The 25,922-nt window shown below is 66.3% G+C and carries 24 protein-coding genes and 1 tRNA gene; 18 read left to right on the top strand and 7 right to left on the bottom strand.

The annotated features are described in order from the left end of the window. Nucleotides 1–127: 127 nt before the first annotated feature. Nucleotides 128–1,399: an amino acid deaminase gene (locus ACN6O8_RS24425; RefSeq protein ID WP_427993563.1), complete on the bottom strand. Its 1,272-nt coding sequence runs from the start codon at nt 1,397–1,399 to the stop codon at nt 128–130. A 177-nt stretch (nt 1,400–1,576) separates the two neighbouring features. Between ACN6O8_RS24425 and ACN6O8_RS24420 the strand changes: the two genes are divergently transcribed. The 4 genes from ACN6O8_RS24420 to ACN6O8_RS24405 all read left to right on the top strand — a co-directional run bounded on the left by ACN6O8_RS24420 (nt 1,577) and on the right by ACN6O8_RS24405 (nt 5,790). Continuing rightward, entirely contained in the window at nt 1,577–2,368 is a 792-nt protein-coding gene (locus tag ACN6O8_RS24420) for a deaminated glutathione amidase (RefSeq protein ID WP_427993562.1), read from the top strand. A 135-nt stretch (nt 2,369–2,503) separates the two neighbouring features. Further along, nucleotides 2,504–3,844, top strand: a complete 1,341-nt coding sequence (locus tag ACN6O8_RS24415; RefSeq protein ID WP_427993561.1) for a replication-associated recombination protein A — start codon at nt 2,504–2,506, stop codon at nt 3,842–3,844. 42 nt (nt 3,845–3,886) lie between these two features. After that, entirely contained in the window at nt 3,887–5,242 is a 1,356-nt protein-coding gene (serS, locus tag ACN6O8_RS24410) for a serine--tRNA ligase (RefSeq protein ID WP_427993560.1), read from the top strand. Between the two features lie 299 nt (nt 5,243–5,541). After that, complete coding sequence (locus ACN6O8_RS24405; protein ID WP_427993559.1) at nt 5,542–5,790, top strand: hypothetical protein; 249 nt, start codon at nt 5,542–5,544, stop codon at nt 5,788–5,790. Nucleotides 5,791–6,040: 250 nt separating this feature from the next. Here the strand turns inward: ACN6O8_RS24405 and ACN6O8_RS24400 are convergent, their stop codons facing one another. Beyond that, on the bottom strand, nt 6,041–6,376 hold the full coding sequence (locus tag ACN6O8_RS24400; RefSeq protein ID WP_427993558.1) for a virulence factor: 336 nt from the start codon (nt 6,374–6,376) through the stop codon (nt 6,041–6,043). Nucleotides 6,377–6,686: 310 nt separating this feature from the next. Beyond that, on the bottom strand, nt 6,687–7,190 hold the full coding sequence (locus tag ACN6O8_RS24395; RefSeq protein ID WP_427993557.1) for an ASCH domain-containing protein: 504 nt from the start codon (nt 7,188–7,190) through the stop codon (nt 6,687–6,689). 192 nt (nt 7,191–7,382) lie between these two features. Between ACN6O8_RS24395 and ACN6O8_RS24390 the strand changes: the two genes are divergently transcribed. Both ACN6O8_RS24390 and ACN6O8_RS24385 read left to right on the top strand, forming a co-directional pair. Then, nucleotides 7,383–7,583, top strand: coding sequence for a hypothetical protein (locus ACN6O8_RS24390; protein WP_427993556.1), 201 nt, complete (start codon nt 7,383–7,385; stop codon nt 7,581–7,583). Between the two features lie 47 nt (nt 7,584–7,630). Next, on the top strand, nt 7,631–8,830 hold the full coding sequence (locus tag ACN6O8_RS24385) for an amidohydrolase family protein (RefSeq protein ID WP_427993555.1): 1,200 nt from the start codon (nt 7,631–7,633) through the stop codon (nt 8,828–8,830). Nucleotides 8,831–8,844: 14 nt separating this feature from the next. Here ACN6O8_RS24385 and ACN6O8_RS24380 read toward each other — a convergent pair whose 3' ends face one another. Further along, complete coding sequence (locus tag ACN6O8_RS24380; protein WP_427993554.1) at nt 8,845–9,720, bottom strand: LysR family transcriptional regulator; 876 nt, start codon at nt 9,718–9,720, stop codon at nt 8,845–8,847. Between the two features lie 158 nt (nt 9,721–9,878). Here ACN6O8_RS24380 and ACN6O8_RS24375 point away from each other — a divergent pair, with 158 nt between their 5' ends. The 3 genes from ACN6O8_RS24375 (at nt 9,879) to ACN6O8_RS24365 (ending at nt 13,021) form a co-directional block, all read left to right on the top strand. Further along, nucleotides 9,879–11,006, top strand: a complete 1,128-nt coding sequence (locus ACN6O8_RS24375; protein ID WP_427993553.1) for a mandelate racemase/muconate lactonizing enzyme family protein — start codon at nt 9,879–9,881, stop codon at nt 11,004–11,006. A gap of 13 nt (nt 11,007–11,019) precedes the next feature. Continuing rightward, complete coding sequence (locus tag ACN6O8_RS24370) at nt 11,020–11,928, top strand: dihydrodipicolinate synthase family protein (RefSeq protein ID WP_427993552.1); 909 nt, start codon at nt 11,020–11,022, stop codon at nt 11,926–11,928. A 115-nt stretch (nt 11,929–12,043) separates the two neighbouring features. Continuing rightward, nucleotides 12,044–13,021 carry a Bug family tripartite tricarboxylate transporter substrate binding protein gene (locus tag ACN6O8_RS24365; RefSeq protein ID WP_427993551.1) on the top strand — a complete coding sequence of 326 codons (978 nt, stop codon included), beginning with the start codon at nt 12,044–12,046 and terminating at the stop codon, nt 13,019–13,021. Between the two features lie 86 nt (nt 13,022–13,107). Here ACN6O8_RS24365 and ACN6O8_RS24360 read toward each other — a convergent pair. After that, nucleotides 13,108–13,198: transfer RNA gene (locus tag ACN6O8_RS24360), tRNA-Ser, on the bottom strand. A 256-nt stretch (nt 13,199–13,454) separates the two neighbouring features. Here ACN6O8_RS24360 and ACN6O8_RS24355 point away from each other — a divergent pair. From ACN6O8_RS24355 to yaaA, 3 genes are all read left to right on the top strand, one after another. Further along, complete coding sequence (locus ACN6O8_RS24355) at nt 13,455–14,708, top strand: cation:proton antiporter (protein WP_427993550.1); 1,254 nt, start codon at nt 13,455–13,457, stop codon at nt 14,706–14,708. A 104-nt stretch (nt 14,709–14,812) separates the two neighbouring features. Further along, nucleotides 14,813–15,595, top strand: coding sequence for a 3-hydroxybutyrate dehydrogenase (locus ACN6O8_RS24350; protein ID WP_427993549.1), 783 nt, complete (start codon nt 14,813–14,815; stop codon nt 15,593–15,595). Nucleotides 15,596–15,611: 16 nt separating this feature from the next. Next, on the top strand, nt 15,612–16,382 hold the full coding sequence (gene yaaA / locus ACN6O8_RS24345) for a peroxide stress protein YaaA (protein WP_427993548.1): 771 nt from the start codon (nt 15,612–15,614) through the stop codon (nt 16,380–16,382). Nucleotides 16,383–16,459: 77 nt separating this feature from the next. On the opposite strand, the gene ACN6O8_RS24340 is transcribed toward yaaA, so the two are convergent. After that, nucleotides 16,460–18,682, bottom strand: a complete 2,223-nt coding sequence (locus tag ACN6O8_RS24340) for an FUSC family protein (RefSeq protein WP_427993547.1) — start codon at nt 18,680–18,682, stop codon at nt 16,460–16,462. A gap of 440 nt (nt 18,683–19,122) precedes the next feature. Between ACN6O8_RS24340 and ACN6O8_RS24335 the strand changes: the two genes are divergently transcribed. From ACN6O8_RS24335 to pssA, 4 genes are all read left to right on the top strand, one after another. Further along, on the top strand, nt 19,123–20,892 hold the full coding sequence (locus ACN6O8_RS24335; RefSeq protein ID WP_427993670.1) for an acetolactate synthase 3 catalytic subunit: 1,770 nt from the start codon (nt 19,123–19,125) through the stop codon (nt 20,890–20,892). Between the two features lie 12 nt (nt 20,893–20,904). Then, on the top strand, nt 20,905–21,396 hold the full coding sequence (gene ilvN / locus ACN6O8_RS24330) for an acetolactate synthase small subunit (protein WP_006223608.1): 492 nt from the start codon (nt 20,905–20,907) through the stop codon (nt 21,394–21,396). 69 nt (nt 21,397–21,465) lie between these two features. After that, on the top strand, nt 21,466–22,482 hold the full coding sequence (ilvC, locus tag ACN6O8_RS24325) for a ketol-acid reductoisomerase (protein ID WP_006389118.1): 1,017 nt from the start codon (nt 21,466–21,468) through the stop codon (nt 22,480–22,482). 248 nt (nt 22,483–22,730) lie between these two features. After that, entirely contained in the window at nt 22,731–23,504 is a 774-nt protein-coding gene (gene pssA, locus ACN6O8_RS24320) for a CDP-diacylglycerol--serine O-phosphatidyltransferase (protein ID WP_006389119.1), read from the top strand. A 60-nt stretch (nt 23,505–23,564) separates the two neighbouring features. Here pssA and ACN6O8_RS24315 read toward each other — a convergent pair whose 3' ends face one another. Beyond that, nucleotides 23,565–24,083 carry a hypothetical protein gene (locus tag ACN6O8_RS24315; RefSeq protein WP_427993546.1) on the bottom strand — a complete coding sequence of 173 codons (519 nt, stop codon included), beginning with the start codon at nt 24,081–24,083 and terminating at the stop codon, nt 23,565–23,567. Between the two features lie 319 nt (nt 24,084–24,402). Here ACN6O8_RS24315 and rpsO point away from each other — a divergent pair, with 319 nt between their 5' ends. Then, nucleotides 24,403–24,672 carry a 30S ribosomal protein S15 gene (gene rpsO, locus ACN6O8_RS24310; protein WP_006223612.1) on the top strand — a complete coding sequence of 90 codons (270 nt, stop codon included), beginning with the start codon at nt 24,403–24,405 and terminating at the stop codon, nt 24,670–24,672. Between the two features lie 90 nt (nt 24,673–24,762). Next, on the top strand, nt 24,763–25,922 hold a 1,160-nt coding region (locus ACN6O8_RS24305), incomplete at its 3' end, for a polyribonucleotide nucleotidyltransferase (protein ID WP_427993545.1).

Genomic DNA, 25,922 nt, shown 5'->3' with positions numbered 1-25,922 from the left:
AAAACGGGTGTCGCGTGATTCGATGAATGCAGGTAAGGCGCCGGATGCCCGAGTTCGTTCTTGCCCCCCCGGGGCGTGGGGCTTGTCGGTATCGCTACGAACCGCGCGGATGGCCGCGCGGGCGGAATCAGAAGAAGGTGTTGGCCACGTCGATGACGCGGTACTGCTCATCCACCAGCAGCACCTGGCGCCATTTGTCGAACGTCAGGCAGGGGTGGGAGATATCGAAAGCGATCATGTCGCCGACCTGGATGTCGTCGGCCTCGCCGATCTGCATGAAGGCGTGCTGGTCCATCATGGCGGTGAGCTTCCATTGCGCCGGCGCGGCGCCGGGCGCGGCGGGCTGGCCGGGGCGGTAATGCAGCGACGGCGTCGGCAGGCCGGCGTCGAAGGCGGCGTCGCGCTTGCCCAGGGCCACGATGGCGCGGCCGGGTTCGGGCAGCGACTGCACGTAGGCCCAGACCTGCAGCGCCGGTTGCAGGCCCGGCTCCATCTTGTGGGCCACCGGGTTGTGGGCGTTGATGCGCTCGGCGGCCGCGCGGTAGACACCGACGTCGTGCGACAGGTAGCAGCCCGGGCGCAGCACGACTTCCAGCGGCGCGCCGATGTCCAGTTGCGAGAATTCCTCGGCCACCACGTCGAACCAGGCCGAGCCGGCGCCGGAGATCAGCGCGGAGCCGTTCTTGCGCAGGCGGCCGGTGCTGGCCAGGCCGCGCAGGGCGTCGGTGGCGCGGCGCAGGAAGGCGCGGATGGCGCTTTCTTCCTGCAGCACGCCTTCGTAGACTTCGATGCCGGCCAGCGCCAGGCCGGGCCAGCGGCCGATCTCCTCGACCACGGCCTGCAATTGCGCGTCATCGCGCACGCCGGTGCGGCCGCCGGCCGGGCCCAGTTCGATCAGCACGGGCAGCACCAGGCCCTGCTCGCCGAAGTAGCGGCCCAGTTGGGCGGCGTTGGCGGCCGAATCGACGATGCAGAAATAGGTGAACGCCGGGTCGCGCAGCAACTTGGCGATCAGCGCCATGTTGGCGCGGCCGACCAGTTGGTTGGCCATCAGCACCCGGCGGATGCCGTGGTGGTAGGCCGCCACCACCTGCGGCGCGGTCGCCAGGGTGATGCCCCAGGCGCCGTTGTCGATTTGGCGCTGGAACAGCGCCGGGCTCATGGTGGTCTTGCCGTGCGGTGCCAGCTTGACGCGGTACGCTTCCATGAAACGCTGCATCCATTGCAGGTTGTGGCGCACGCGTGCCTCGTTCAGCACCGCCACCGGCAGGCTCACGTCCTCGGCCAGCAGGTTCCAGTTCAGCGCCGCCACGTCGGCGTTGCTACAGGAGGCGGGAAAGGCGCCCAGGCCTTTGCCGTTGACGTCCAGGGGGGCTGCGGTGATCGAGGAATGGGGCATGGCGGGCGCTCGTGGCTGGAAAATATTTACGGCAAATTCTATTTTTTTCATTATCGTGAAAGAAATTTACAAGCGGCAGTTGGGAGTTACCCGTAGTCGGTAGCGGGCGCAGGTTGGCGCGACCATAGGAAAATGCGCGGCGCAGCCCGTCCGCCGCCCCCCACACAAGGAAGAGTCATGCTGAAAGTCGCTTTGGGCCAGTTCGCCGTCAGTCGCGTCTGGGAAGAAAACGCCCAGGTCTGCGTCGACCTCATGACGCGCGCCCGCGAGGGCGGCGCCGGCCTGCTGGTGCTTCCCGAGGGCATCCTGGCGCGCGACATCACCGACCCGCAGATCGTGCTCAAGGCCGCCCAGCCGCTGGACGGCCCCTTCATGACGCGCCTGCTCGAAGCCAGCCGCGGCGCGTCGCTGGCCACCATGATGTGCGTGCACGTGCCGACCGGCGACGGCCGGGTCTGGAACACGCTGGTTACGCTGCGGGATGGCCGCATCGTGTCGCAGTACCGCAAGCTGCACCTGTACGACGCCTTCACCATGAAGGAATCGACCAACGTCACGGCCGGCAACGATATTCCGCCGCTGCTGGAGATCGGCGGTTTGAAGGTCGGCCTGATGACCTGCTACGACGTGCGCTTCCCCGAGCTGGCCCGGCGCCTGGCGCTGGACGGCGCCGACCTGCTGGCGCTGCCGGCGGCCTGGGTGCGCGGCCCGTTGAAAGAAAAGCACTGGGAGGTGCTGGTGACGGCGCGCGCGTTGGAAAACACTTGCTACGTCGCCGCCACCGGCGAGTGCGGCGAGCGCAATATCGGCTGCAGCATGGTGGTCGACCCGCTGGGCGTGGTCACGGCCCAGGCCGGCGAGGCGCCGGCGCTGGTGTTCGCCGACATCGACCCCGAGCGCCTGGCGCATGCGCGCAAGGTGCTGCCGGTGCTGGCCAACCGCCGTTTCGCCGCGCCGGAACTGGCCTGAAGCGGCCGTTTCCCGCGGCCCCGCCGCGCAGGGCGCGGCACGCCGGTTCCCGGCCCGGCCGCCGGGGGCGAAGGGCGGCCGGACATGTTGTAATACTGGCTTGATTTCCTTGCCGTCTTCCCTCATCTGCTGCCAATGAGCAACGATCTCTTCGCGGCCGATCCCGCCCATCGGCCTTACGTGCCCCTGGCCGAGCGCCTGCGTCCGCGCACGCTGGCCGATGTCGTCGGCCAGTCGCACCTGCTGGGGCCGGACAAGCCGCTGCGCGTCGCGTTCGAGTCGGGCCGTCCGCACTCCATGATCTTCTGGGGCCCGCCGGGCGTGGGCAAGACCACGCTGGCGCGCCTCATGGCCGACGGTTTCGACGCCCAGTTCATCGCCATTTCCGCCGTGCTGGGCGGGGTCAAGGACATCCGCGACGCCGTGACCGTGGCGCAGGTGGCGCAGGGCCAGGGCCGCCGCACCATCCTGTTCGTCGACGAGGTGCACCGCTTCAACAAGGCGCAGCAGGACGCCTTTCTGCCCTACGTCGAAAGCGGGCTGTTCACCTTCATCGGCGCTACCACCGAGAACCCGTCGTTCGAGGTCAATTCGGCGCTGCTGTCGCGCGCCCGCGTCTACGTGCTGCAATCGCTCACGCCCGAGGAATTGCAGCAGTTGGTCGACCGTGCCATCGCGGCGTTCAACGACGGCCACGAGGAGGGCGCGCGCATCCTCATCGACGCCGACGCGCGCGAGCAGTTGGCCGCCTGGGCCGACGGCGACGCGCGCCGCCTGATCAGCGCGGTCGAGGTGGTGGCCGAATCGGCCCAGGCCGCCGGCCGCGATACCGTGGACGCGGCTTGGCTCGAGATCTCGCTGTCGCAGAATCTGCGGCGCTTCGACAAGGGCGGCGACGCCTTCTACGACCAGATCAGCGCCTTGCACAAATCGGTGCGCGGCTCCAATCCCGACGCCGCGCTGTATTGGTTCTGCCGCATGATCGACGGCGGCGCCGATCCCAAGTACCTGGCGCGCCGGCTGGTGCGCATGGCGGTCGAGGACATCGGCCTGGCCGACCCGCGCGCCACCGACCTGGCCGTCAACGGCGCCGACATCTACGAGCGGCTCGGCTCGCCCGAGGGCGAGCTGGCGCTGGCCCAGGCGGTGGTCTACATGGCGTGCGCGGCCAAGTCCAACGCCGTCTACAACGCCTACAACCAGGCGCGCAAGTTCGCCGCCGAACACGGCAGCGCGCCGGTACCCATTCACTTGCGCAACGCGCCCACCAAGTTGATGAAGCAACTGGGGCACGGCAAGGCCTACCGCTACGCCCACGACGAGCCGCACGGCTACGCCGCGGACGAGCAATATTTCCCCGATGGACTCAAGCCTTCCTTCTACCGCCCGACTGATCGCGGCCTGGAGGCTAAAATCCAGCAGAAGTTGGCATTCCTGCGCGAGCTGGACGCGCAGGAACGCGCCAAGAAACGGTAACGGGCGCCGCCCGTTGCTTCCCGCAATCTCACCGACATCACCATGCTAGACCCGATACTGCTGCGCAAAGACCTGCAAACCGTCGTCGACCGCCTCAAGAGCCGTGGCGTGTCCTTCGACACGGAACGGTTCAACGAGCTGGAGTCTCGCCGCAAGGCGGTCCAGACCGAAACCGAATCCCTGCAAGCCCGCCGCAATGCGCTGGCCAAGCAGATCGGTCAACTCAAGGCCAAGGGCGAGGACTCGGAAGCCTTGATGGCAGTCATGGCCGAATCAAAGGCCGTGCCCGAGCGCCTGAAGCAACTGGAAGAAGAGCTGGCCGCGTTGCAGCAGCCGCTCAACGAACTGCTGATGTCGGTGCCGAACCTGCCGCACGCCAGCGTGCCGCTGGGCGAATCCGCCGACGACAACGTCGAGGTGCGCCGCTGGCTGCCTGCCGCCGCCGGCGCCGACGGCAATCCGCCGGCGCTGCCGTTCGAAGCGCGCGACCACGTCGCGCTGGGCGAACCGCTGGGCCTGGACTTCGACATGGCCGCCAAGCTGTCGGGCGCGCGCTTTTCCTTCATGCGCGGCCCCATCGCCCGCCTGCACCGCGCGCTGGCGCAGTTCATGCTGGATCTGCAGACCGGCACGCACGGCTATACCGAGTGCTACACCCCGTACATCGTCAATGCCTCGACGCTCTACGGCACCGGCCAACTGCCCAAGTTCAAGGACGACATGTTCGCCGTCTCCAAGGGCGGCGGCGATGACGATCCCAAGGTCGATGAGCACGGCAAGCCATTCGTGCGCGAAGACCAATACCTGATTTCCACCTCGGAAATCACGCTGACCAGCGTGGCCCGCGACACCATCCAGGCCGCCGCCGACCTGCCGCTCAAGCTCACCGCCCACACCCCGTGCTTCCGTTCCGAGGCCGGTAGCGGCGGCCGCGACACCCGCGGCATGATCCGCCAGCACCAGTTCGACAAGGTCGAGATGGTGCAGATCACCCAGCCCGATCAATCCTACGAGGCGCTGGAAGAAATGGTCGGCCACGCCGAGCGCGTGCTGCAACTGCTGAAGTTGCCGTACCGCGTCGTGCTGCTGTGTACCGGCGACATGGGTTTTGGCTCGGCCAAGACCTACGACCTGGAAGTGTGGCTGCCGGCGCAGAATACCTGGCGCGAAATTTCGTCGGTATCCAACTGCGAAACCTTCCAGGCCCGCCGCATGCAGGCGCGTTTCCGCAACGCCCAGGGCAAGCCGGAATACGTGCATACGCTGAACGGTTCCGGCCTGGCCGTGGGCCGCACCCTGGTGGCGGTGCTGGAAAACCACCAGCAGGCCGACGGCAGCATCCTGGTTCCCGAGGTATTGCAACCGTACATGGGCGGCCTGACGGTATTGAAGCCGTGACGCCCGCTTGAGTGGTCTGAAAATAAAAACGGAGCCCGCAGGCTCCGTTTTTTATTTTCCGCCGTCTTGGGCACGCCGCTTGCTGGGCAGCGCAAGTCGGCCACATGGCGGATGGGTCGGAAAGGCCTGCCTATTTATGATCGAGACATATTTTTGTCGTCTCGGTGGATTATGTTGGCGACGTGAGCACTTGATTTTGATGTGAGCAATTGTGTATTTTCAATAAAAGGGCCGGATAGTTCGGCACAATACACCTGCGTTCTACACGCCTCATTCACATATATAACAAGGAGTTGTCCATGACTTCAAGAATGATTGGAGATTTTCGTGTGAGATGCTCTGTGGCTCAAGATGACGATCAGGGCTACCGCGTGCAGATATGGACCCGCCGGGTTGGCGGAACCGCACCGGAAAAATGCTGGACCGTGCCGGGCCAGCCTGCGTTCACCAGCTTGCACGAAGCTGAAGAGGAAAGCCGACAGTTGTTCGAAGAAATAAACGGCGTTCGTTTCAACGGTGAACCGGAGTTTGCCCATGCGTCCGCATAATGGTTGGTGGCGGGCGTCCAGCGCGCCGCGCCGCTGGATCGACCTCGTTCAGGAAGCACCGCGTTGGGCCGCAGGCAAGCCCGCCCCGATGCCGCAGCAAGCGCCCGCCGTCACGGTGGACAAACCGGCGCAGGCTGCCGCGGCCTGACCCGTGCTCCGTGGGGTACCGGAAATTGCCCCGCAGAAAAAAGGCCACTCGCAAGAGTGGCCTTTACTTTTTGCGGGCGCCGGCACGCGCGGCCGGCGGGAATCAACGGTGCCAGCCGCCGCGGCCATGGTAGTAGCCGCGATCGGGACCGTGCCAGTGGCCGCGCGGACCCCAGTAGCCGCCGCCACGGATATAGACCGGGGCCGGATACACCACCGGGGGCGCGACATAGACCGGCGCGGGGCGGTAGTAGACCGGCGGCGGGGGCGCGTAGACGGGCGCCGGTGCCACATAGACAGGCGCGGGCGGGGCATAGACCGGCGCCGGGTAGACCACCCCGGGCACGCCGATCGAGATGCCGACATCCACCCGGGCCAACGCCACGCTGGAGATCAGCAGACCCGCGACGCCTGCCCCTGCGATTAGCCATTTTTTCATGTTGCACCTGCCTGCTGCGTGACGCAGCAAAGTTGAGTATTCGTTGGGCCTATTTTCGGTCTTTTCGGCGGGACGTGGGTAACCCGGCGGCGCGCAATAGCGACAATCCGCAACGGTCGCCCGGCCCTGGCCGGCGGCCATGCTGCGGCGCCGCAGGGGTACCTTCACTCTGGTAAACCCTTGGCTGAAATCGACTGAAATGGAGACGCCGGCCGTGACGCGCCAGCGCGGGGTTACACGTAGTCACGATCATCCGGCCCCATTGGCGTTCCAACAACACCGGTATGCCTGCGTCAGCGGGCGGTGGCCGCTAGGTTTCGTCCGGCTGCAGGCAGCGGAATTCGACCACCCATACCCAGGGATTGGCGGCCCAGGCGTGCGCGCCGTAGCGTTCGCACCAGGTCAGGGCAAAAGCCGTTTGCAGAGGAACGCCGGGCAACAGCGCCGAAGACTGGTAAAGCGCCTGCGTGCCTTCGGCGCGGGCGTCGGCATCCGACAGCTTCTGCAGGCGCTGGATGCGCACGCCGACCACCACGGCAGTGGCGAACGGTTTGCCGGATTCGTCTTCGAGGGTGATGCTCTCGCCGGACCTGCCATAGGGACAGATGACCCAGGGTGAGGTCTTGCGCAGCTCGCTGGAGCCTTCCCGCACCGGCCCCATGGCCACCCATTTGCCGGAATCCGCCGCATCGGCGTACCAGGCGGTCGTCGGTTTGGTGGGCTGCGGTTTGACGATGCGCCGGGTTTGCACCTTATAACCATCCAGGATGGCTTGCTTGAGCGGCTCGCTGAATTGGAGTGCTTGCCTTTTCATACCTGTGCCGTTCCCCTCACGTTCGACGCTTGCAGGGCAATTGTGTTGCGGCCGAGTCGACGCGTGCCAACATGGCGGGCTTTCGGAAACCTCGCATGAAACAGTATGACGCGTCGCACTCGTCGTGTCAGGCAAAGGGTTATTAGTGTGTCTTTTTGAATACGTCCCGGGAGATGTTTGTATACTCGGAGCATGAATACTGACCTGCACGATCTCAAGCCCGGTTACTACTGGTACACCATGGCCAATGACCCGCTGGCCGTCATCCACATCCACGACGACGGCGGCGCCACGCTGATGGGCACCGACTATCGCCTGGGCGCCGAAGGCGTGGCGGACATGCTGCGCCAGGGCCAGCGCTTCTTCTGGATCGAACCGCCCCGGCAAGTCTGATGCCGCGCGGCCCGCGGGCAGGCGTTCGCGGGTCCCAGGATGCTGCCATGACCGACATGTTGTTAAACAACGTTCGATTGCCCGATGGCGCGGCGGTCGACGTGTTGATTTCCCACGGGCGTATCGAACGCATCGGGCCCGACCTGCCGGCGCCCGCCGGCGTTGCGCGCGAGTCCGGTGCCGGGGCGCTGTTGTTGCCCGGCCTGGTGGAAGGGCACACTCACCTGGACAAAACCACCTGGGGTTCGCCCTGGTACGTGAACCAGGTAGGGCCGGCGCTGACCGATCGCATCGACAACGAACGCGCCTGGCGCGCCGCCAGCGGCCATGATGCGGCCAGCCATTCACGCGCGCTGGCGCTGGCCTTTCTGCGGGAAGGCGCCACGCGCATCCGCAGCCATGTCGACGTCGACACCGACGCCGGCCTGCGCCACCTGGAGGGCGTGCATCGCACCCGCGCCGCGCTGGCCGGACGGGTCGAGATCCAGACCGTTGCTTTTCCGCAGTCGGGCCTGCTGGTGCGGCCAGGCACCGCCGCGCTGTTGGATCAGGCTCTGGGGCAAGGCGCCGACGTGCTCGGCGGGCTGGACCCCTGCGCCATCGACCGCGATCCGGCCCAATCGCTCGACCTGCTGTTCGGTCTGGCCGACAAGCACGGCAAACCCATCGATATCCATCTGCACGAACCCGGCGAGCTGGGGGCGTTCTCGCTTGATCTGATCCTGGATCGGGTGCAGGCGCTGGACCTGCGCGGCCGTGTCGTCATCAGCCACGCCTTCTGCCTGGGGGGCGTGGACGCCAGGCGGCTGGACGGCCTGCTCCAGCGCCTGGCCGCGCTGGATGTGGCGCTGCTGACCACCGCGCCGCCCTCGCGGCCGGTGCCGGCGCTGCGCGCCTGTCGCGAGGCCGGCGTGACGCTGTTCGGCGGCAACGACGGCATCCGCGATACCTGGACCCCTTATGGCAGTCCCGACATGCTGGCGCGCGCCATGATGATCGGCCTGCGCAACGACCTGCGTCGCGATGATGAGGTCGCCTGGGCCTTCGATTGTGTCAGCGCGGCCGCGGCGCGCGCCTGTGGCTTTGCGGATTACGGGCTGGTGCCCGGGGCCCGCGCCGACCTGGTGCTGGTGGCGGCCAGTGGCGTGGCCGAAGCCGTGGCGCAGCGCGCGCCGCGCCGCCTGGTGATCTCCGGCGGTACGGTGGTGGCGCGCGATGGCCAACTGCTGGACGGCGTGGCGGCGTAGGCGCCGCCCGGCCTTCAGCGCGCCACCGCCTGATTCTCCGCCAGTTCCACGAATACCCGCATCAGCTCGGCCCGCACGCCGGAACGCGGCCAGATCGCGCCCACCGTGCGCACCGGACAGGGCGCCGGCAGCGGCCAGCGCTTGACCGGCGCCGATGCGCCGGTGGTCGCCCAGTCTGGCAGCAACGCCACGCCCAGGCCCTCGGACACCAGCTTGGCGATCGAGTCGATCCCGTCCAGTTCGAAGCGCACCTGCGGGCGCAGGTCGCGGGCGCGCAGGTAATCGTCGGCCATGCGGCCGCCCACCACGCTGCGGTCATAGCGGATGTAAGGTTCGCGCGCAATCACCGCGAGCGGATCGCGCACCGCCATGTCGACCGGTGTCACCAGCACCAGCGGCTCGCGCCGCAGGTCGCGCCAGACGCAGGATTTGGGAATGGCGAACAGCGGATGCACCAGCAGCGCGCCGTCCAGTTCGCCCGCCAGCACCTTGCTGTAGAGCAGGGTGGTGGGCGCGGGCTCGATATAGATCTCGATGTGAGGATGGCGCGCCGCCCAGGTGCGTAGCACCGGCGGCATGATGCCGGTGAGCGCGGTGGGCGTGGCGCCCAGGCGCAGCGGGCCGGCCGGCAGGTCGGATTCGGTGGCCGCCGAGCGCAGGTCGCGCAGATCGCGCAGCAGGTTGCGGGCCCGTTCCAGGATGCGCGTGCCGGCGGCGGTCGGCTTGACCGTGCGGCCCGAGCGCGCGATCAGCGCGCTGCCCATCTCGGCCTCCAGCGCGCGCAGCCGCTGCTGCACCGTGGCCGGCGTCAACCCCTGATGGCGCGCGGCCTGCGCGATGGAACCGAGTTCCACCACATGCACATAGGTTTGCAGGAATCGCGAATCCATCGGCGAACGCTCCAAAAAGACGTTTTTTTCGTATTCTAAATATGGCTCAAGATAATTGTTTGTTTCTTTGTGGGCGGCAAGAATGCACTTGAGCATTGCGCCGGCGCAAGGCGCGCCGGCAGCGCAACCCGCACTATTCCCCTTATCAGGAGCCAGCCGTGCCCATTATTGAATCCATCGACGTTTGCGCCGCCGCGGTGCCCTTGGACAAGGTCACCTCGTTTTCGAACCGCACGGTCTCCACCCGCCACTACGGGCTGGTGAAGGTTCGCAGCGCCGACGGCGTGCAAGGCATCGGCTTCTGCTATGTCGGCAGTGCCGGCGGCGCGATCTTCGAGGCCGCGGTGCAGAGCCTGCTGGCCCCGGTGCTGCTGGGCAAGGACTCGCACGCGGTCGAAGGACTGTGGCGGGCGATGTACCAGGAAGCCCTGCTGCAGGGGCGCCAGGGCACCGTGATGCGCGCCCTCAGCGCGCTCGACATCGCACTGTGGGACCTAAACGCCAAGACGGCGGGGCTGCCGCTGCACAAGTTCCTCGGCGCGGTCGAGCTGGAGTCGGTGCCGGCCTACGCCAGCGGCGGCTACTACCTCGAAGGCAAGACGCCGCAGCACCTGGGCGAGGAAATGGCCAGCTACGTCGCCAAGGGCTTTGGCGCCGTCAAGATGAAGACCGGCCGCCTGTCGCCGCGCCAGGAAGAGGCGCGCCTGAAGGCGGCGCGCGAGGCCATCGGCCCCGACGTGGAACTGATGATGGACTGCAACAACGCCTGGCAGGACGTGACCCAGGCCATGCAGTACATCCGCCGCTTCGAGCCGTACGAGCCGTACTTCATCGAGGAGCCGTTCGGCCCCGACGACATCGACAGCCACGCCAGGCTGGCGCGCCTGACGCACCTGCCCATCGCCACCGCCGAGATCGGCTATGGCCGCTGGTATCACAAGGAGCTGCTGGACAAGGGCGCGGCCGGCATCCTGCAGACCGACGCCGCGGTGTGCGGCGGCATCACCGAATGGAAGCGCATCGCCGCCACCGCCGCCAGCTATGGCGTGGTGGTGTGCCCGCACTGGTTTCACGACGTGCACGCGCCGCTGGTGGCCGCCACGCCCAATGCGCGCTATGTCGAGTTTTTCTGGGACGACCAGGTCCTGAACTTCCGCAAACTGGTGGATCGCCAACTGGCCCACAAACAAGGCCGCGTGGTGCTGCACCAGGAGCCCGGATTGGGATTCGGTTTCGATGAACGGATGGTCGAGCGCTACGGCAAGTGGACCCGCGTCGGCCGCTGACAGGAGAGTCTTCATGAACATACCCGCCGCGGACCGGCCGCAAGGCGTCTATTCCCCGGTCCTCACGCCTTTCAACGCGGACCTGTCGCCCAGCGTGCCGCGCTTTGTCGGGCATTGCCGCGCGCTGCTGGAGCAGGGCGCGGGCCTGGCGATCTTCGGCACCAATTCCGAGGCCAATTCGCTCAGTGTGGCGGAAAAGCGCCAATTGCTGGACGCCCTGCTGGAGGCCGGCCTGCCGGCCGCGCGCATGATGCCGGGCACCGGCGCCTGCGCGCTGCCGGATGCCGTGGAGCTGACCCGCCATGCCGTCAGCGCCGGCTGCGGTGGGGTGCTGATGCTGCCGCCGTTCTACTACAAGGGTGTCAGTGACGAAGGGTTGTTCCGGGCGTTCGCCCACGTGATCGAGCGCGTGGCCGACGCGCGCCTGCGCATCTACCTGTATCACATCCCGCCGGTGTCGGGAGTGCCCATCAGCCTGGGCCTGATCGACCGGCTGTTGGGGGAATTTCCCGGTATCGTCGCCGGCATCAAGGACAGCTCGGGCGATTGGGACAACACCGCGGCCCTGCTGCGCGATTTCCAGCCGCGCGGCTTCGACGTGTTTGCCGGCACCGAGACCGTGTTGCTGGAGACGCTGCGGGCCGGCGGCGCGGGGTGCATCACCGCGACCGGCAACGTCAATGCCGCCCCCATCGTCGCGCTGTACCGCTCTTGGCGCCAGGCCGGCGCCGAGGCGCGGCAGCGCGCCCTGAACGAGACCCGCGCCATCTTCCAGTCTTATCCGATGATCCCGGCGATGAAGGCCGCCATCGCGCAGCGGCGCAACGATCCGGTCTGGGCCACGGTGCGGCCGCCGCTGGTGGCGTTGAACGCCGCGCAGTCGGCCCAACTGGCCCACCGGCTGGCGGCGCCCGCCGCCTGAGCCGCATCGCGGGACGCCGCGCCGCCGGCCGGCCCGCGCGGCCGGCAGGCGGTGGCGGCGGGCAAGGCTTACCAAACAGTCGCCGGGCACGAACCCGGCGCGCGAGGAGACATGCATGCAACGTAGGGATTTCATTACCGGCGCCGCCGCGCTGGGGGCGGCGCTCGTGCTGCCGTTGGCCCGGGCGCAGGATCTGCCGCCCGGGCCGGTCAAGATCGTGGTCGGCTTTCCGGCGGGCGGCGGCACCGATGTGCTGGCGCGCCTGCTGGGCCAGAAGCTGGGGGTGATGTGGAATATCCCGGTGATCGTCGAGAACCGCGCCGGCGCCGCCGGCATCATCGCCGCCGAGCAGGTGGCGCGCCAGCCGGGCGACGGCAACACCTTGTTGATGGCGCACGTCAACAGCCATGGCATCGCGCCGGGCCTGCAACCCAAACTGGCCTATTCGGCCGAGCGCGATTTCTCGCCCATCGCGCTGGTGGGCAAGACGCCCACGCTGCTGATCGGCGGCGCGGCGCAGCCGGCCAGAACCCTGCCCGAACTGGTGGCGCGGTGCCGCGCCCAGCCGGGCAAGATCATCTTCGGCTCGGCCGGCAGCGGCTCGGCCCAGCACCTGGCGCTGGAGATATTCAAGGCGCGTGCCGGCATCGACGTGCTGCACGTGCCCTACAAGGGCTCGGCGCCGCTGATGAACGACCTGCTGGGCGGTCACGTGCAGTACTGCTTCGAGGGCATGACCACGGCCACGCCGCTGATTCAGTCCGGCAAGGTGCTGGCGCTGGCGCAGACCCTGCGGCAGCGCTCTCCAAGTCATCCCGGCGTGCCGACGGTGGCCGAGCAGGGCTACCCGGGCTTCGAGGCCAGCATCTGGTTTGGCATGGTTGGGCCGGCCAACATGCCGGCGGACATGGTTGCGCGCATGAACCGGGACATCGACCGCGTGTTGGCCATGGCCGATGTGCAGGAAAAGCTGGCGCAGGTGGGGGCTGAGGATGGCGGCGGCAGCGCGCGGCGGTTCGCCGACTTCATGCGTGACGAGCAGCGCAAATACGCCGAGATCATCCGGCAGGCCAGGATCGTGGCCGAGGGGTAGGCGGCAACCGGGGAGGAACGACGCAAAGAGATGGAGATGAACGCAAAGAAAAAGGCCAACCCCGGGGGATTGGCCTTTTTGAATACTGGCGGAGAGGGTGGGATTCGAACCCACGGTACGGGGATACCGTACGCCTGATTTCGAGTCAGGTACATTCGACCACTCTGCCACCTCTCCGTGGCTGGATTCCGTAACGGTGAAATTCCAGTGGCCGGTGCCGGGGGTAGTCCAGCAGCGGTTCCTGGTTTTCCACAATCAGATCCCTGGTCGGAAGAATCTGCGTTGTCGGAGCAGCGAAGCCCGCAATTCTACAGCAAAAAAAAGTTTTGTGTAAAGTCCCTGGAGATCGAGGGCTACAGCGGGTTTCATCCGCTTCCCAGGCGGGCCATCCTTGCGCAGAATCGGATGGTTCCGATCCGCCGCGCCCGCGCCCATGAACCTGATCCTCATTCTGTTGCTCGCTGCCGTGCTGTGCGTGCCGCTGACCCAGCGGCTGGGGCTGGGCGCGATCCCGGGCTACCTGGTGGCCGGTGTGCTGGTGGGGCCGTCGGGCCTGAAGCTGGTGACGGACGTGAACGACATGGTCAGCGTGTCGCAATGGGGCGTGGTGATGATGTTGTTCATCATCGGACTGGAGCTGGCGCCCCGGCGCCTGTGGGCCATGCGCCATGAGGTCTTCACCCTGGGAGCGTCGCAGATGCTGGCCTGCGGCCTGCTGCTGGGGCTGGTGTTCGGGGCGGCCTTGCGCCACATGGCGGGGATGGAATGGCAGGCGGCGGTATTGTGCGGGCTGTCGCTGGCGCTGTCGTCGACGGCAGTGGCCCTGCGCCTGCTGGAAGAGCGCGGCCTGACCCGCACGCCGATGGGGCGCTCGGCGCTGGGCGTGCTGCTGTTCCAGGACATGGCGGCGATTCCGATGCTGGTGGCGGCCGGGCTGTTGGGCTCGGGCGGGGCCTCGGCGCCTTCCTTCAAGGAGGCGTTGATCGCGGTGGCGGTGGTGGCCGTGGCCTACCGGCTGCGCCTGCTGGGCTGGGCCGCCAAGGCGCAATTGAAAGAGCTGTTCACGGCGGCGGCGCTGCTGATGGTGGTGGGAACCGCCCAATTGTTCGACTACGCTGGCCTGTCGGCCGGCCTGGGCGGCTTCCTGGTGGGCGTGCTGATGGCCGAATCGCGCTACCGCAATGAACTGGAAGACGCCATCGAGCCCTTCAAGGGCCTGTTGCTGGGCCTGTTCTTCGTGGCCATCGGCATGTCCGTCAACCTGCACGTGGTCGCGGAACACTGGGCGTTCATTGTGGCGGGCGTGACCGCCTTGCTGGTGATCAAGACGGCGGTGCTGTACGGCTTTGCCCGCTTGCTCGGCCTGCCGCGTTACCACCGCCTGCTGTTCGCCATGGTGCTTGCGCAGGGTGGAGAATTCAGCTTCGCGATCTTCAACGAAGCCTGGGACAACCACCTGGTGAACCTGGGCCAGCGCGACGTGCTGGCCGTGGTGGTGGCGGTGTCGATGGGCGTGGTGCCGATCCTGATCAAGCTGCTCGAACGCATCCCCGAACGCCTGGGCGGCATGGCGGAACTGCCGCCACTGCCGCCGGCCGCAAGCGGCGCGCCCGCAGCGCCTGATGCGGCATCGCGGGCGGCCCCGGCATCGCGGACGGATTCTTCACCCGTTTCGCCCCGTTCTTGACCCCGCGTTGCATGGGGGCATGGCATGATGGGCGGCTTGCCGGGCGGCTACACTTGACGCTGTTTTTCAGCCCGCATTCCGCGCCCCGCCACAGGAGAACATTCATGCTCAAAGGAAAAGTCGCAGTCGTCACCGGTTCCACCAGCGGGATCGGCCTGGGTATCGCCACCGCGCTGGCCGCGCAGGGCGCCGATATCGTCCTGAACGGTTTCGGCGACGCCGCCGAGATCGAAAAGGTGCGCGCCGGGCTGGCCGCCCAGCATGGCGTCAAGGTGCTGTACGACGGCGCCGACCTGTCCAAGGGTGACGCCGTGCGCGGCCTGATCGACAGCGCGGTGCGGCAGATGGGCCGCATCGACATCCTGGTCAACAACGCCGGCATCCAGCACACCGCCCTGATCGAGGACTTTCCCACCGAAAAATGGGACGCGATCCTGGCGCTGAACCTGTCGGCCGTGTTCCACGGCACCGCCGCCGCGCTGCCGCACATGAAGAAGCAGGGCTTCGGCCGCATCATCAACATCGCTTCGGCGCACGGCCTGGTGGCCTCGGCCAACAAGTCGGCCTACGTTGCCGCCAAGCACGGCGTGGTCGGCTTCACCAAGGTGACCGCGCTGGAAACCGCCGGCCAGGGCATCACCGCCAACGCCATCTGCCCGGGCTGGGTGCGCACCCCGCTGGTCGAAAAGCAGATCTCGGCGCTGGCCGAAAAGAACGGCGTCGACCAGGAAACCGCCGCGCGCGAACTGCTCAGCGAGAAGCAGCCGTCGCTGCAATTCGTCACGCCCGAGCAACTGGGCAGCACCGCCGTTTTCCTGGCGTCCGACGCCGCCGCGCAAATCACCGGCACCACCGTCTCCGTCGATGGCGGCTGGACGGCGCGCTGATCAAAGGAACCTCCGCATGCTGTTTCTGCTTTCCCCCGCCAAGAAGCTGGACTACGACTCGCCCGTGCACATCGAGACGCACACCCAGCCGCTGTTCGTCGATCAGGCAGCCGGCCTGATCAAGGTCCTGAAGACCAAGACGGCCGACGACATTGCCGAACTGATGAGCCTGAGCCCGGCCCTGTCCGAGCTCAACGTGCAGCGCTACGCGCACTGGAAGCGCACCTTCACGCAGGCCAATTCGCGCCAGGCCGTGCTGGCCTTCAATGGCGACGTGTACGAAGGCCTGGAGGCCTCGACCCTGTCGGCCAAGCAGCTCGACTGGGCGCAGGAACACGTGGCCATCCTCAGCGGCCTGTACGGCGTGCTGCGGCCGCTCGACCTGATGCAGCCTTACCGCCTGGAAATGGGCACGCGCCTGGAAACGCCCAAGGGCAAGAACCTGTACGAATACTGGGGCAGCGCCATCGCCGACTACCTGAACGAACGCCAGGCCGGGCAGAAGGCGCCGGTCATCGTCAACCTGGCCTCCGAAGAGTATTTCAAGTCGGTCGACCTCAAGGCGCTCAAGGCGCGCGTGGTGCAGTGCGTGTTCCAGGACTGGAAGAACGGGGCCTGGAAGATCATCAGCTTCCACGCCAAGCGCGCGCGCGGCCTGATGGCGCGCTACGCCATTCTGCACAAGGTGGCCAAGCCGGAAGGCCTGCACGGCTTCGACCTGGAAGGCTACAAGTACGACGCCTCGGCCTCGACCGAGGACAAGCTGGTGTTCCGCCGCAAGCTCTGAACCATCGGCAGGTCTGCAATAAAAAGCCGGCTCCGTGAGGGCCGGCTTTTTATCGCCGATAAGCGGCGTCGGGCGCTTCAGGCCGGCGCCGCCACCGGCGGGGCGTGCTGCGGATCGGCCAGCGCCAGCAGTTCCTGGCGGATCATGTGCGCGGCCTTGAGCATCTGCTTGACCGGGTACACCAGCGCCGCCTGCTCGCCTGCGGTGTCGAACTGGGTGGGCAGGTCGGCGGGCGCCTGCGCGCGGGCCTCGTCCAGCAGGTCGACCATGCCGGCCAGCGCGCGCTGCACCGCCTCGGGCGTGGCCGGCAGGGCGGCCAGGATCGGAATGGCCGCGGTGATCTGCGAGGCCAGCACGTGGTTCTGGATCAGCAGGTTGTTCAGTTCAGGCACGCTGACCTGGTGCGACTTGGGCTCGCTCATCATGCGATAGAAGGCTTCGGCGAAATTGCTGAAGGCGATGTGCACGTTCTTGCGCGCCAGGCGCCAGGCCAGGTCGGCGTCGGTGACGGCGGGCAGGGCGTCGGCGGCCGCGCCCACCGGCGCGCCGTGCGCCTGCATCGCATCCACGTAGCGCATGCCGGCCATCAGGTATTCGCGGTTGGCGCGGGTGGCGGCCGCCGCCAGCGGCTTGAGATAGCGCGCCTCCCACCACGGCAGGATGTAGCTGCACACCAGCGCCAGGGCGCAGCCGATCAGCGTGTCGATGGCGCGCTCGCCGATCACCGACATCGACACCGTGCCGGGCGAGACGAAGTGGAACACCAGCACCACGAACAGCGTGTTGAAGATGGCGCTGGCCATGTAGTTCAGCTGCACCATGCTGTTGCCCATGATGCAGGCGCCCAGCAGCACCGCGAACAGGATGGCGGGCCGGTCGGTGACGTTGAACAGCAGCAGCGCGCAGATGCAGCCGATCAGCGTGCCCATCAGGCGCCAGCCGTTGCGCTGGCGGGTCAGCGCGAAGCCCGGTTTCATGATGATGACGATGGTCAGCATGATCCAGTAGTTGTGCGCCGAAAAGGCTGGCGACAGCCATTGGCTGGCCAGCGTCATGGCGATGGCCGCCGCTGCCGTCACGCGCAGCGCGTAGCGAAAGTGCGGCGAATCCAGCCGCAGGTTGCTGGTCAACAGGCCGACGCGGAATTCTTGGCGCGAGATGAAGCGCGTCAGCGATTTGTTGATGCGCAGCACGTCGGTGGGCTTGGCATCCGGCGAGGCGGCGGTATGGTCGGCCAGGCGGTCGACGATGCGGGCCGAGTTGCGCAGCCGGCGCAGCACCTGCACGATCAGCGCCAGCATCTCGGGCTCGCGCTCGCCCAGGCCCTGCTGCTTGAGCTGTTCGATCTCGTATTCGATGGCGCGCAGTTCGGCCTTGGCGCTGCTGCGGTACTGCACCTTGCGGCCGCGCGACACGTCCAGCGCGATGCGGTTCAGCTCCAGCGACATCTTCACCAGCGCATCGCGCATGAACATCAGGCAGTCGTTGCCGGCCAGCGCGCGCCGCAGCGCGGCGTAGTCGGTGTGGGTGGCCACCAGCGTGTCCAGCAGTTGCAGCATGTCGACGAACATGTTCCAGATCATCACGCGCTGGCGGTCGCCCAGTCCCTTGCCGCGCGGCAGGGCGCGCAGCACCATGTCGCGCGCGGCCTGGTGCTTTTCGGTCATGACCGACTGGCGCTGGATCAGGTTGCGGTAGGCCTCGTCCAGGTCGGCGGTCTCGTCGTAGAAGGCGGCGCGCGCGGCGACGTAGTCGGCGGTGGCGAACAGCGCCACCGACATCGCCTGCTGCTCCTCGCGCAGCCAGAACAGGCGCGAGAACCCCAGGCTGAACGCCACGTAGAACAGCGCCCCGCCCAGCGTGGCCGCGGCGTGCGCCAGCACCTCGTGCGGTTCCAGCGGCGAATGCATGGTCAGCGTCATCAGCAGCAGGCCGGCAAAGCCGATCAGGCCGCCGCGCTTGCCGAACACCGTGAACATGGAATAGATGAAGCACTGGGCGATGACCACCAGCCAGATCAGCACGGGATGGGTCGAGGCCAGGCCGGTGATGACGACGGTCAGCGTGCCCAGCGCGGCGCCGCCCAGCATCTCGTTGGTGCGGTGCCGCTGCGGCCCGCCGGGCTGGTCGATGATGGCCAGGCACTGCGCCCCGAAGGTGGCCACCAGGCCGGTGGTGTAGTGGCCGAACAGCCCGCCCAGCACCAGCACCGGCAACAGCATGCCGACCCCCTGGCGCACTCCGCCGAAGAAGTAGTGGCTGTAGAGGAAGCGGCGAATGCTGGCAATGCGCAGATCCATGGGCGGCGGGACTCGGTTCCGGGTGACGCGTCAAGTATAGAGAGGCCGCCCGCGTTTTAGGGGCCAGATGGTTACCGAACTTTCCCGGATGGGGCGGCGCGACTTCCGTGCAACGTCCGCGAAACCTCGATTTGCTACGTTTGCCGCAACGCGGTAAATTGCTCCACTTGCGCCGGTCTGCCTATCCGAAACCGGCGCGATGAGGCGGATGGCCAGGGTCACCTCCCAGCCATCTTGCAGCAGACATATTTGCCGTTGGCCGCGCCACAAGCGTGTGTTGCCAAGGCTTCCATTTCGACCTCCAGCGTCCCCCAGGGGCGTTTGCACTGCGTTCTGTCGAACGTATGCCGGGTCGGCAGGGTGTCCGGGTGGCGTGGCTCCGTGAGCCGCTAAGCGCCGGATCATGTTGCCGTAGCCGGCATGGGTTCCGTTGCCGCCGTATCCGGGCGCGCAGCAGTCAGGGTTGCAGGGCCGGTTTTGAAAGGAATGACAACATGGAAATGAATGGCGCCGATATCGTCGTGCGCTGCCTGGCCGATGAAGGCGTGGAACACGTTTTCGGCTACCCTGGCGGCGCGGTGCTCTACATCTACGACGCGATTTTCAAGCAGGACAAATTCCAGCATATCCTGGTTCGTCACGAGCAAGCCGCCGTGCACGCGGCCGATGCCTATTCGCGCTCGTCGCAGAAGGTCGGCGTCTGCATCGTGACCAGCGGTCCGGGCGTGACCAATGCCGTCACTGGCATCGCCACCGCCTACATGGACTCCATCCCCATGGTCATCATCAGCGGGCAGGTGCCCACTGCGGCCATCGGCGAGGACGCCTTCCAGGAGTGCGACACCGTCGGCATCACGCGTCCCTGCGTCAAGCACAACTTCCTGGTGCGCGACGTCAAGGACCTGGCCGAAACCATGCGCCGCGCGTTTTACATCGCGCGCACCGGCCGTCCCGGCCCGGTGCTGGTGGATATCCCCAAGGACATCACCGTCGCACAGTGCAAATACACGCCGCCCAAGGGCGAGATCTCGATGCGTTCCTACGCGCCCGTCAACAAGGGCCACCAGGGGCAGATCAAGAAAGCCGTGCAGATGCTGCTGGCCGCAGAGCGGCCCATGATCTACACCGGCGGCGGGGTCATCCTGTCGAACGCCGCGCCCGAGCTGAACAAGCTCGTCTCGCAACTGGGCGCGCCCTGCACCAGCACCCTGATGGGCCTGGGTGGCTTTCCCGCCAGCAGCGGCCAGTTCGTCGGCATGCCCGGCATGCACGGCACCTACGAGGCCAACATGGCGATGCAGCACTGCGACGTGCTGCTCGCCATCGGCGCCCGTTTCGACGACCGCGTGATCGGCAACCCCAAGCACTTCGCCCAGAACGCCCGCAAGATCATCCATATCGATATCGACCCCTCGTCGATCTCCAAGCGCGTGCGCGTGGACGTGCCGATCGTCGGCAACGTCAAGGATGTGCTGGCCGACCTGAGCGCGCAGTACGAGGCGGCCTCGGCCGAGCACAAGCCGGCCTCCATCGCCAAGTGGTGGGAACAGGTCGAAGTCTGGCGCGGCAAGGAATGCCTCAAGTTCGCCAATTCGGACGAGGTCATCAAGCCGCAGTTCGTGGTGGAAAAGCTCTGGGAAGTGACCGGCGGCGACGCCTTCGTCACCTCCGACGTGGGCCAGCACCAGATGTGGGCCGCGCAGTACTACAAGTTCGACAAGCCGCGCCGCTGGATCAACTCCGGCGGCCTGGGCACCATGGGCGTGGGCCTGCCGTACGCCATGGGCGTGCAGATGGCCAATCCGGGTCATGACATCGCCGTGATCACCGGCGAGGCCTCGATCCAGATGAACATCCAGGAACTGTCGACCTGCGCGCAATACCGCCTGACGCCCAAGATCGTCTGCCTGAACAACCGCTTCCTGGGCATGGTGCGGCAGTGGCAGCAGATCGACTACGGCTCGCGCTATTCCGAGTCGTACATGGATTCGCTGCCCGACTTCGTCAAGGTGGCCGAGGCCTACGGCCACGTGGGCCTGCGCATCGAGCGCCCGGCCGACGTCGAGCCGGCGCTGCGCGAAGCGTTTGGCAAGCACAAGGAGCGCCTGGTCTTCCTGGACTTCATCACCGACCGCACCGAAAACGTGTGGCCGATGGTCAAGGCCGGCCGCGGGCTGACCGAAATGCTGCTCGGCTCTGAAGACCTGTAAGGAGGCCCCGCAATGAAGCACGTGATTTCCGTCCTCCTCGAAAACGAACCCGGCGCGCTGTCGCGCGTGGTGGGCCTGTTTTCCGCGCGGGGCTACAACATCGAAACCCTGACCGTGGCGCCCACCGAGGATTCCACGCTGTCGCGCATGACCATCGTCACGACCGGTTCGGACGAGGTCATCGAACAGATCACCAAGCATTTGAACCGCCTGGTCGATGTCGTGAAGGTGGTGGACCTGACCGAAGGCGCCCACATCGAGCGCGAGCTGATGCTCGTGAAGGTGCGCGCCGTCGGCAAGGAACGCGAGGAAATGAAGCGCATGGCGGACATCTTCCGCGGCCGCATCATCGACGTCACCGACAAGTCCTACACCATCGAACTGACCGGGGTGCAGGAAAAAGTACAGGCCTTCCTGGAGGCCCTGGACCGCAGTGCCATTCTGGAAACCGTGCGCACCGGCGTGTCCGGCATCGGCCGCGGTGAACGGATCCTGAAGATTTGACCGGCCTTCCAGGCCAAGCCGCACCCTACATACGAACCCACGAATAATCCAAGATATCTGGAGCACCCCATGAAAGTTTTCTACGACAAAGACTGCGATCTCTCCCTCATCAAAGGCAAGACCGTCGCCATCATCGGCTACGGTTCGCAAGGCCATGCCCACGCCCAGAACCTGAATGACTCGGGCGTGAAGGTCATCGTCGGCCTGCGCAAGGGTGGCGCGTCGTGGGACAAGGCCGCCAACGCCGGCCTGCAAGTCAAGGAAGTGGCGGAAGCCGTCAAGGCCGCCGACATCGTCATGATGCTGCTGCCCGACGAGAACATCGCCTCGGTCTACAACAAGGAAGTGCACGCCAACATCAAGGCTGGCGCCGCCCTGGCCTTCGCCCACGGCTTCAACGTCCACTACGGCCAGGTCGTGCCGCGTGAAGACATCGACGTCATCATGATCGCCCCGAAGGCCCCCGGCCACACGGTGCGCAACACCTACAAGCAGGGCGGCGGCGTGCCCCACCTGGTCGCGGTCTACCAGGACAAGTCGGGCGCCGCGCGTGACGTGGCCCTGTCGTACGCCAGCGCCAACGGCGGCGGCCGTGCCGGCATCATCGAAACCAACTTCCGCGAAGAAACCGAAACCGACCTGTTCGGCGAACAGGCCGTGCTGTGCGGCGGCACCGTCGAACTGATCAAGGCCGGTTTCGACACGCTGGTGGAAGCCGGCTACGCGCCCGAAATGGCGTACTTCGAGTGCCTGCACGAACTGAAGCTGATCGTCGACCTGATCTACGAAGGCGGCATCGCCAACATGAACTACTCGATTTCGAACAACGCCGAATTCGGCGAGTACGAAACGGGTCCGAAGATCGTCACGGACGAAACCCGCAAGGCCATGCGCCAGTGCCTGACGGACATCCAGACCGGCGAATACGCCAAGAAGTTCATCCTGGAAAACGCCGCCGGCGCCCCGACGCTGACCTCGCGCCGCCGCATCAACGCGGAATCGCAGATCGAAGTGGTGGGCGGCAAGCTGCGCGCCATGATGCCCTGGATCGCCGCCAACAAGCTGGTGGACAAGTCCAAGAACTGATTCCGGGTTTCGATTCCGGGTCCGCGCGGGGTTTGCGCCCCGCGCGCGCCGGCCGAAAGCGGCATGCCTGGCGAGGGCATGCCGTTTTTATTTGCGCGGAAAGTGCGCGAAGGCGGGCGCGCCACGGGGATCGCGGGCGGGCTTTGCGCGCCGGCGGGGCCGGATCGCGGCGGGCATGGCCCTTGCTGCGGCCCGTTGTGGGGCTAGATGAGTTAACCTTTCAATGTCTGTCGTAAGTAATTGAGATCATGCCCAATTTTTCCATGCGCGATTCCGAGAACCGCCACCGAAGCATCTACCTGCTGCCCAACGCATTCACCACCGCGGCGTTGTTCGCGGGGTTCTATGCCGTGGTGCAGGCCATGAACAACCGCTTCGAGGTCGCCGCCATCGCCATTTTCGTGGCCATGGTGCTGGACGGCATGGACGGCCGGGTGGCCCGCCTGACCAACACCCAATCGGCCTTCGGCGAGCAATACGATTCGCTGTCCGACATGACCTCGTTCGGCGTGGCGCCAGCGCTGGTGATGTACGAATGGATCCTGAACGACCTGGGCCGCTGGGGCTGGCTGGCGGCGTTCGTCTACGTGGCCGGGGCCGCGCTGCGCCTGGCGCGCTTCAATACCAATATCGCGGTGGTCGACAAGCGCTATTTCCAGGGCCTGCCGAGCCCGGCGGCCGCCGCATTGGTGGCCGGTTTCGTGTGGCTGGCCGTCGACAACAAGCTGCCGATCCACGACAGCGTGATGGCCTGGGTCGCGTTCACGCTGACCATGTACGCCGGCATCACCATGGTGTCCAACGCGCCGTTCTTCAGCGGCAAGAGTTTCGCCCTGGGCCGCAGCGTGCCGTTCTGGGGCATCCTGCTGGTGGTGGCGGTGTTCGTGTTCGTCTCCAGCGATCCCCCGGTGGTGCTGTTCGGCCTGTTCGTGCTGTACGGCTTTTCGGGCTGGGTCATCTGGGCCTGGCGCTGGAACCGCGCCCGCCGGCTGCAGCAGGAGCGCCGCGGCCAGTCGTCCTGAGCGCGCCGTCCGGCAAAAGAAAAACCCGCCTGATGAAGGCGGTTTTTTTTCGTGGTGGAATCAACGCCACATGAAACGGTCGTCGTCGTACATCGGATCCGGGCCGGGATGGAAGTGGGTCAGCGAATTGCCGTCGCGGCCCATGTAGACGTACATCAGCGAATTCCAGACGCCGTTTTCCTTGTAGCGGTACGACCACACGACCTCGCGCTTTTCGCCCAGGCCGGCTTCCTCGATGCGGGCGGGCGGGCCGAACTCGCAACGAACGCGGTCCGGGCCCCACTGACCCTGTTCCAGCACCTTGAAGTGGGCGTCGGTCAGCAGCGGCATGACACGGTCGACGCGGCCGTCGGCGCCGACGTTGGCGCCCCAAGCGTATTGACCCATGGGCTGTTGCGTCCAGATGACGCGGCGGCCGCCATTGGCCTGCGGGCATTCGAAATTGGGGCGGCCGAACCGGGCCTGGACGTCGGTCAGCGGGGTGCCGGGGGCGACCTGGGCAAGATTGGCACAGGCGGCCAGGCCGGCGAGGGCGGCGGCGGCCAGGGTGGTGCGGGCGAGTCTGTAATAATTTGACATGTTATGGCTCCTGTTGCCTCCCGCGCGAGCGGCGGCGCGACATCCGGCGGTGGGCCGATAGCGTCGCTGGGGTAATTCTAGCGAATCAGCTATAATCGCCAGGCTTTATCAAGTGTATTGATTTTGCAAGATGCTTTGCGCCGGCAACGGGGCCGGGCTGGACAGGATGCAAACAGGGCGCTTTGCCTTGTTTTTCCGGCATTTCCAGCTTAGACCCGAAGCAGCAGTGAGAATGCAACAACGCTTGTCGCCGGCCGCGATTTTTTTCCAAACCACGTCAGGGCGCCTCGGCCCTGTCGCATGTCCGAAGAGGTCATCCATGTCTGTAGCTGACATCAAGAAATCCGATATCGTTGCGCAGTTCCAACGCGCTCAAGGCGATACCGGTTCCCCCGAAGTCCAGGTGGCTCTGCTCACCGCCCGTATCAACGAACTGACCGGTCACTTCAAAGAACACATGAAGGACCATCACTCGCGCCGTGGTCTGCTGCGCATGGTCAGCCGTCGCCGCAAGCTGCTCGACTATCTCAAGGGCCGCAATCCCGATTCGTACCGCGCACTGATCGAAAAACTCGGTCTGCGCAAGTGATCGACGGGGCTGGCTCCCCATGACGCAACCGTGGTCGGTGCGACGCATGTCGCGACGGCCACGGTTTTTCATTTGTAAGGAATAATCGTCATGTTCAATAAAGTGACAAAATCGTTCCAGTACGGCCAGCACACGGTCGTCCTGGAAACTGGCGAGATCGCTCGCCAGGCCTCCGGCGCCGTTGTGGTGTCGATCGAGGACACCGTCGTCCTGGCCACCGTCGTGGCTGCCAAGAAGGCCAAGCCGGGTCAGACGTTCTTCCCGCTGACCGTCGACTACATCGAAAAGACCTACGCCGCCGGCCGCATCCCCGGTGGTTTCTTCAAACGCGAAGGCAAGCCGTCCGAAAAGGAAACGCTGACCTCGCGCCTGATCGACCGTCCCCTGCGTCCGCTGTTCCCCGAAGACTTCTACAACGAAGTCCAGGTGGTCATCCACACGCTGTCGGTCAATCCTGAAATCGATCCCGACATTCCCGCCATGATCGGCGCGTCGGCCGCGCTGGCCATCTCGGGCATCCCCTTCAACGGCCCGATCGGCGCCGCCCGCGTGGGCTACATCGACGGCCAGTACGCCATCAACCCGACCGCTTCGCAGCTCAAGTCCTCGAAGCTGGACCTGGTGGTGGCCGGCACCGAGAACGCCGTGCTGATGGTGGAATCGGAAGCCGATCAGCTGTCCGAGGAAATCATGCTGGGCGGCGTGGTCTACGGCCACGAGCAGATGCAGGCCGTCATCAACGCCATCCACGAACTGGTCAAGGACGCCGGCAAGCCCGATTGGGACTGGCAGCCGCCCGCCAAGGACGAGGCCCTGATCGCCGCCGTCACCGCGGCCGCCCAGGAAGGCCTGAACGCCGCCTACCAGATCCGTGAAAAGCAGGCCCGCACCACCAAGCTGCGCGAAGTCTACGCCGATGTGTCGGCCAAGCTGAACGCCGCCGCCGCCGAAAAGGGCGAGCCGGCGCCGGACGCCGTCACGGTCGACAACATCCTGTTCTCGCTGGAATCGGCCATCGTCCGCGGCCAGATCCTGAACGGCGAACCGCGCATCGACGGCCGCGACACCCGCACCGTGCGTCCCATCAGCGTGCGCCTGGGCGTGCTGCCGCGCGCGCACGGCAGCGCCCTGTTCACCCGTGGCGAAACCCAGGCGCTGGTCGTGGCCACGCTGGGCACCAAGCAGGACGAGCAGATCATCGACGCGCTCATGGGCGAGTACCGCGACCGCTTCATGCTGCACTACAACAT

The sequence above is a fragment of the Achromobacter sp. genome, from assembly GCF_050285565.1.
Taxonomy (GTDB): Bacteria; Pseudomonadota; Gammaproteobacteria; order Burkholderiales; family Burkholderiaceae_B; genus Achromobacter.
This window is presented reverse-complemented; position numbering and strand designations above follow the sequence as displayed.

What these genes read in the sequence shown, in the direction of transcription:
- serS (WP_427993560.1), top strand. Translation starts at nt 3,887, where the DNA reads ATGCTAGACCCGATACTGCTGCGCAAAGACCTGCAAACCGTCGTCGAC.
- rpsO (WP_006223612.1), top strand. Translation starts at nt 24,403, where the DNA reads ATGTCTGTAGCTGACATCAAGAAATCCGATATCGTTGCGCAGTTCCAA.
- ilvC (WP_006389118.1), top strand. Translation starts at nt 21,466, where the DNA reads ATGAAAGTTTTCTACGACAAAGACTGCGATCTCTCCCTCATCAAAGGC.
- ACN6O8_RS24405 (WP_427993559.1), top strand. Translation starts at nt 5,542, where the DNA reads ATGACTTCAAGAATGATTGGAGATTTTCGTGTGAGATGCTCTGTGGCT.
- pssA (WP_006389119.1), top strand. Translation starts at nt 22,731, where the DNA reads ATGCCCAATTTTTCCATGCGCGATTCCGAGAACCGCCACCGAAGCATC.
- ACN6O8_RS24415 (WP_427993561.1), top strand. Translation starts at nt 2,504, where the DNA reads ATGAGCAACGATCTCTTCGCGGCCGATCCCGCCCATCGGCCTTACGTG.
- ilvN (WP_006223608.1), top strand. Translation starts at nt 20,905, where the DNA reads ATGAAGCACGTGATTTCCGTCCTCCTCGAAAACGAACCCGGCGCGCTG.
- ACN6O8_RS24380 (WP_427993554.1), bottom strand. Translation starts at nt 9,720, where the DNA reads ATGGATTCGCGATTCCTGCAAACCTATGTGCATGTGGTGGAACTCGGT.
- ACN6O8_RS24425 (WP_427993563.1), bottom strand. Translation starts at nt 1,399, where the DNA reads ATGCCCCATTCCTCGATCACCGCAGCCCCCCTGGACGTCAACGGCAAA.
- ACN6O8_RS24395 (WP_427993557.1), bottom strand. Translation starts at nt 7,190, where the DNA reads ATGAAAAGGCAAGCACTCCAATTCAGCGAGCCGCTCAAGCAAGCCATC.
- ACN6O8_RS24420 (WP_427993562.1), top strand. Translation starts at nt 1,577, where the DNA reads ATGCTGAAAGTCGCTTTGGGCCAGTTCGCCGTCAGTCGCGTCTGGGAA.
- ACN6O8_RS24400 (WP_427993558.1), bottom strand. Translation starts at nt 6,376, where the DNA reads ATGAAAAAATGGCTAATCGCAGGGGCAGGCGTCGCGGGTCTGCTGATC.
- ACN6O8_RS24355 (WP_427993550.1), top strand. Translation starts at nt 13,455, where the DNA reads ATGAACCTGATCCTCATTCTGTTGCTCGCTGCCGTGCTGTGCGTGCCG.
- ACN6O8_RS24370 (WP_427993552.1), top strand. Translation starts at nt 11,020, where the DNA reads ATGAACATACCCGCCGCGGACCGGCCGCAAGGCGTCTATTCCCCGGTC.
- ACN6O8_RS24340 (WP_427993547.1), bottom strand. Translation starts at nt 18,682, where the DNA reads ATGGATCTGCGCATTGCCAGCATTCGCCGCTTCCTCTACAGCCACTAC.
- ACN6O8_RS24390 (WP_427993556.1), top strand. Translation starts at nt 7,383, where the DNA reads ATGAATACTGACCTGCACGATCTCAAGCCCGGTTACTACTGGTACACC.
- yaaA (WP_427993548.1), top strand. Translation starts at nt 15,612, where the DNA reads ATGCTGTTTCTGCTTTCCCCCGCCAAGAAGCTGGACTACGACTCGCCC.
- ACN6O8_RS24365 (WP_427993551.1), top strand. Translation starts at nt 12,044, where the DNA reads ATGCAACGTAGGGATTTCATTACCGGCGCCGCCGCGCTGGGGGCGGCG.
- ACN6O8_RS24385 (WP_427993555.1), top strand. Translation starts at nt 7,631, where the DNA reads ATGACCGACATGTTGTTAAACAACGTTCGATTGCCCGATGGCGCGGCG.
- ACN6O8_RS24315 (WP_427993546.1), bottom strand. Translation starts at nt 24,083, where the DNA reads ATGTCAAATTATTACAGACTCGCCCGCACCACCCTGGCCGCCGCCGCC.
- ACN6O8_RS24350 (WP_427993549.1), top strand. Translation starts at nt 14,813, where the DNA reads ATGCTCAAAGGAAAAGTCGCAGTCGTCACCGGTTCCACCAGCGGGATC.